This is a genomic window from Neisseria sp. HMSC064E01 (assembly GCF_001808875.1).
GTDB classification, from domain to species: Bacteria; Pseudomonadota; Gammaproteobacteria; order Burkholderiales; family Neisseriaceae; genus Neisseria; species Neisseria sicca_A.
This window is the reverse complement of sequence record NZ_KV794935.1, coordinates 47,696-53,726: the sequence shown is the minus strand read 5'-3', so window position 1 is coordinate 53,726 and position 6,031 is coordinate 47,696. Positions and strand designations below refer to the sequence as shown.

Genomic DNA, 6,031 nt, shown 5'->3' with positions numbered 1-6,031 from the left:
TCCTGATTTAAATTTAATCCACTATACAACTTCTGTTTCAGACGACCTCAGGCATATAAAAAACCGCAGGGATAAACCTGCGGTTTGCTGTTTTACAGTTTGCTGTCTTCGCTGTCGAGGAAGCTTCTGAGGCGGTCGCTGCGGGTCGGATGGCGCAGTTTGCGCAGGGCTTTGGCTTCGATTTGACGGATACGTTCGCGGGTTACGTCAAACTGTTTGCCGACTTCTTCGAGCGTGTGGTCGGTATTCATGTCGATACCAAAGCGCATACGCAGGACTTTGGCTTCGCGCGGGGTCAGGCTTTCGAGGATTTCTTTGGTGACTTCGTGCAGGCTGGTGTACATTGCGGCGTCTGCAGGGGCAACGTTGTTGGCGTCCTCGATGAAGTCGCCCAAGTGCGAATCGTCGTCGTCGCCGATCGGGGTTTCCATCGAAATCGGCTCTTTGGCGATTTTCATGATTTTGCGGATTTTGTCTTCCGGCATTTCCATCAACTCGGCAAGTTTGGCGGAATCGGGCTCTTCGCCGGTTTCTTGCAGATACTGGCGGGAGATGCGGTTCATCTTGTTGATGGTTTCAATCATGTGCACCGGAATACGGATGGTGCGCGCCTGATCGGCAATCGAGCGGGTAATCGCTTGGCGGATCCACCATGTCGCGTAGGTGGAGAATTTGTAGCCGCGGCGGTATTCGAACTTGTCGACCGCCTTCATCAAGCCGATGTTGCCTTCCTGAATCAAATCAAGGAACTGCAAACCGCGGTTGGTGTATTTTTTGGCGATGGAAATCACCAGGCGCAAGTTTGCCTGAATCATTTCCTGCTTGGCGGCTGCGGTTTCTTTTTCGCTCGACACCATGTTTTTGTTGATGTCTTTCAGCTCTTCGATGGAAATGCGGGTTTCTTTTTCCATGTTCGCCAACTCGGTTTGTTTTTCGAGGATGGCGTGGCGGAAGCGGTCGAGCGCGTCGCTCCAGACCCTGCCTTTGGCGACTTCTTCTTCCACCCATTTCAGGTTGGTGATTTCGGGCAGGAAGTTTTGGATGAAGTAGTCGCGTTCCATATGGACGCGGTCAAGGCAGATGTCGCGGATTTCGCGTTCGAGCTTGCGGATGTTTTCGACACGGCTGCGCAGGTTGCCACTGAGGCTTTCGATTTGGCGGGTGGCGAAACGGACTTCCAAGAGCTTGTTGGCGATAGCGTCGCGGTGCGCCAGATAATCGGGGTGGCGGCTGTCGTGTTTTTCCAGCTTTTTGATCATCTTGCCGTATTCGCTTTCGATGAAGGCGAAGTGTTCCAGCACTTTTTGCTTCAACTCGGCAAGATGGGCGGCGGACATGGCTTCGGAGTCGCTGCCGGAATCGTCGTCATCGTCGTCTTCATCCGCTTCATCTTCTTCACTGCTGCCGGAATCGTCGTCGTTTGACGCGCTCTCCAAGTGTCCCAAGCCCAATTCGTTGAGCAACACTTCGTTCGGATCGATGATGGCCTCAACCACTTCGTCCACGCGGATTTCATCCTTGCGGATTTGCTCGATCAGCTCGAGGATTTCGGCAATGGAACCCGGACAGGCGGAAATTGCCTGCACCATGTTTTTCAGGGCGTTTTCGATTTTTTTGGCGATGATGATTTCGTCTTCACGGGTCAGCAGGTCAACCTGCCCCATTTCGCGCATATACATACGCACGGGATCGGTGGTTCTGCCGAACTCGGAGTCCGCGCTGGACAAGGCGGCTTCGGCTTCGGCAACGGCATCGTCGTCGGTTACGGCGGCGGCGTTGTCGCTCAACAAAATGTCTTCCGCATCAGGCGCCTGCTCGGTCACTTGGATGCCCAAGCCGGAAATCATGCTGACGATGTTGTCGATTTGATCCGCATCGGACATATCGTCGGGCAAGGCGTCGTTGATTTCGGAATAAGTGATGTAGCCGCGTTCCTTACCCATGATGATGAGCTGGCGCAGGCGGGCGCGCTGCTCTTCGAGGGTCAGCGGACGGTTGTCGTCCTGTTCTTGATAGTCTTCGTGATTTTGGTCTTTAGACATGGATTACTTTCTTGATCTGATGGTGTGCCGACGGTTTGCATGATGCACCTGAAGGCGGAACAGAGTTACAACCGATTTAAATTCAATCTGCCGGGTTGTAACGCTGAGGTCGTCTGAAAGCTCTTTGGAACGAGTGTTCTGCGGGATCATCATGTTCGCAGCTTGGGACAATGCTTTTCTGACGGCCTGAAGGTTGCTGGATTCGGCAGGGATTGCCGTTCGTTCAATTTTGCTTTGCCGTCAAAAGCGACAGCAAGAGTTTTTTTTCATTTTCATTCAAACCCGATTGCAGGCTTTTCTGCTTGAGGGTTTCGATTTGTTTGTATTTTAACTCGTTAAGGAGTTTCTTCATGCCGATTTGGAAGTTCTCGCGGTCTTCTTCGCCTCCGCCTTCCATTTCTTCAGAATAGAGTGTCGATTGGAAGATTTGGTTCACGGTTTCTTCGTAAGGAGAACCGCGCATATACTCTAAAACCTGCGCGGTAGCAGGTACGGCGGCATGGCTTTTAATGGTTTCGGCGAGATTGGCAAGGCAGGCGAAATCGCCGTCCAATGCCACATAATCGGGCAGGTCTATATATGCAGCCCAATCCGGATTTATCAAGAGGCTGCGGATTTGCCGTTGCACCAGCGTCAACATGACAGGTTGTTTGACGGAAATCGGAGGCAGTTTGTAGCTTTTTTGTTTGACGTGCCGCTTCGGCGCTTCCTGCCCCAATAGTTGGGCGAGATTGTCGGAATCGATGCCGACCAGTTCGCTAAGCCGTTGTTTCAACAAATAAGCCAATGCCGGCGCGGTAATCTGCGCCAAAAGCGGCGAACTGGTTTTCACCAATTCCGCCTTACCTTCCTGCGTATTGAGATTGAGGTCGTCTGAAAGATGCTCCCAGAAATATTCCGACAAGGGCTTGCTTTGATTCAACAGCGCATCTTCAAATTGCGCTTTGCCGTAGGCGCGGATGTAGCTGTCGGGGTCGTGTTCTTCCGGCAGGAATAAAAAATGCAGCGATTTATCGTCTTTCAACTGCGGCAACGCGTTTTCCAGCGCGCGCCAAGCCGCCTTCCGCCCCGCGCTGTCGCCGTCGAAACAGAAATAAATACTGTCCGCCTGACGCATCAGGATTTTGACGTGTTCCGCCGTCGTCGCCGTGCCCAAAGCCGCCACGCCGTAGCCCACGCCGAACTGCGCTAGCGCGACCACGTCCATATAACCTTCGACCACCAAAATCCGACCTGCGTCTTTGACCGCAGCACGACCTTCATACAATCCGTAAAGGTTTTTCCCTTTATCAAACAAAGGTGTATCAGGCGAATTCAAATATTTCGGCTTCGAGTCGTCCAACACCCTGCCGCCAAAACCGATTACCTGCCCGCGCGGATTGCGGATAGGAAACATAATCCGATGACGGAAGCGGTCGTAATGCCGACCCTCATTGTCAATCACCATCCCCGTATCCACCAACGCGGTATTCGGGTACGGTTGGAACACTTGCGCCAAAGGCTGCCAGCCGTCGGGCGCGTAGCCCAAACCATAATGCGCGATGACTTCCGCGCTCAAGCCGCGCTTGTCCAAATAAGCCTTCGCTGCCGGATTGAATTTCAACTGTTGCGCATAAAAATCAGCCGCCGCAGCCGTCGTTTCCTCCAGCGTCTGCTGTTTTTTCTTACGTTCGGCACGGACTTCAGGATTGTCGTTCTGCCCGCGCACTTTAGGCACAGCCATGCCCACACGGTCGGCAAGAAACTGCACCGCCTCCGGAAATGACAGCCCCTGATGTTCCATCACAAAACCAATCGCCGAACCATGCGCCCCGCAACTGAAACAATGATAAAACTGCTTCGTCGGACTGACTGAAAACGACGGCGTCTTTTCCTTATGGAACGGACAACAAGCCATATAGTTCGCCCCGCCCTTCTTCAGCGGAACCTGCTCGTCGATAATATCGACAATATCGACTTTGGCCAGAAGCTCGTCAATGAAATCGGATGGAATCATAGTTCGGCGGATGCGTATGGACGGGACAAACGTTTTCAGACGACCTTTTATCTTAAAGGTCGTCTGAAAACGGAATCTCGAATCGGTTTGAAAACAAGGTTCGTATTATAACGTGTATTCAGGATAAAAATAGCACTCTTACAAAACCGACTTCTTAGCGGACAGCTTATGCAACATAAACCTTCGAGGTCGTCTGAAAATTCGTTTTCAGACGACCTCGGGTGCTTAAAACCTGTATTCTGCTTTGACGGTAAATTCGTTGCGTTTGTAGCGGTTCAGCCAGGACGAGCTTTTGTTGTCGGTGTGTTTGATGCTGAAAACGGGCGTGATGCCGCGGAAGGACGGACGGTCAAATTTGATGTCCAACTGATAGGTGCGTTCGAAATCATGGCGGCGGGTTTCCAGCCAGGCATGGTAGTCCTGATAGGCTGTTTTGCGCCAGATTGCCTGAAAGGTGGCGTCGATACCGGATTCAAAACGCTTGTTGACACCCGCACGCAGGCCGTGCCTACGGTAGGAATCCACTTTTTCGCGGCTGTTTTTGCGCAGGTAGTCGTAGCCGCCGAATACCAGCCAGTCTTTCGGCAGGGCGTAGATGGCGGTGGTGAACAGAAGCGTCTGCGGGCCGTTGAAATGTTTTAATTCACCGCGGTAGCGGTCGTATTTGTGGTCGAGCTGCACGCCCAGCGAGGCTTGGTCGGAAAAGGTACGGCTGTATGCCGTGCTGATGCCGGCACTGCTATCGCGCAGTTTGCCGCCCGACCATTCGTATTGCACCTGCGGGCCGATACTGAAGGAATGGTCTTTGCTCTGAAAACTGTAAGCGGGGCTGACGTTGATATTGTGTTCGCCGTATTCCTTGTTGCCGGGATAGAGCCGACCCCATGCGTAGCCGCCCAGTTGCAGGCCGTGGTGGCCGTTGAGCGATATGCGTCTGCTTAAGTTGGCTTCATATACCCACATCCGGTTTTTCAACGCATCGGGCGCGTAGGCATCAAGCTGTTCGTTGCGGCAGGACAGCATTCCGGCATCGTCCAGAATCGGCTGTCCGTTCGAATCGAAACCGCAGCTTGTCTGATTGCGGACAACCGTCGCGCCCGACGATTGGTTTAAATTGGTGTCGTAACCCGCGCCGAACGAAACCGAGCCGCTCCACGCATCGCGTTTCTTCAAAGCGTCGGCAAACACTTTGATTTTCTCATTGACGGCGGGCACTTCGGGAATATCGATGCCGTCGAACAATGCCGCCGATTCTTTGTTTTGTTTGTCTATAAACAGCAGCCGCGCCAAATCCAGGCGGCCGCGCAGAAATTCGGGATTTTTGCGGTAAAGCTCGCGGTATTTCGCCAGCGCGGCCTTCAAATCGTCGCGGAACACCGCCTGATTGGCCTCGGCAAACAGCACTATATCGGGATCGTAATCATCCTGACGGCGGTAAATGTCCAACAGCCGCGCCGTTTCCTCTTCGTTTTGCGCGTTGACTGCCTTCATCAGCGACAATGCCAAATCTTCGCCGTCCTGCACTTCTCCCGCGCCGAACTCGATCGCCGTATTGTCCGCTTCGTTCCTTTCCTGCTGCGCGCGGCGGAGTTCCGTCCCCTGTTTGAGCTGCATGAAACGGTCTTCCCTGTCGTCGGCAAACGCGTGGGGCAGCAGGCTGATAAAAAAAGGAAGGAGCAAAAGGCGTTTCATAAAATTCTTTCCTGTGTATCGGGCGGCTTTGTTTTTCAGACGACCTTTTCAAAGAAAAACTGACATTTCATCTTTACCGGGCAAGAGCATTGTTTATTTGAATGAAAGCACCTGCCGGGTCGTCTGAAAATGAGCTTCTCAAGCCCATCGAAACAGCATGCCTTCAAACTCACGGGCCGTTCGGAAAATACCGGCTTAAACGCATTGCGAAGCCCGATATTTCCGAACGGCCCTGTACGATGTGCATTGTGTGTCGAATGATTTGTGTTTTATAGGCGGACGGAATGGGAAACGACAAAAA

General features: G+C 52.7%; 3 protein-coding genes. All 3 read right to left on the bottom strand.

The annotated features are described in order from the left end of the window. Positions 1-92 precede the first annotated feature (92 nt). The 3 genes from rpoD to HMPREF2572_RS06495 all read right to left on the bottom strand — a co-directional run bounded on the left by rpoD (position 93) and on the right by HMPREF2572_RS06495 (position 5,730). Positions 93-2,042: an RNA polymerase sigma factor RpoD gene (gene rpoD, locus HMPREF2572_RS06505; protein WP_003757828.1), complete on the bottom strand. Its 1,950-nt coding sequence runs from the start codon at positions 2,040-2,042 to the stop codon at positions 93-95. Positions 2,043-2,265: 223 nt separating this feature from the next. Then, a complete protein-coding gene (gene dnaG / locus HMPREF2572_RS06500; protein WP_070497046.1) occupies positions 2,266-4,038 on the bottom strand; it encodes a DNA primase in 1,773 nt (590 codons plus the stop codon). Positions 4,039-4,263: 225 nt separating this feature from the next. Then, positions 4,264-5,730, bottom strand: coding sequence for a surface lipoprotein assembly modifier (locus tag HMPREF2572_RS06495; RefSeq protein ID WP_070497043.1), 1,467 nt, complete (start codon positions 5,728-5,730; stop codon positions 4,264-4,266). Positions 5,731-6,031 lie beyond the last annotated feature (301 nt).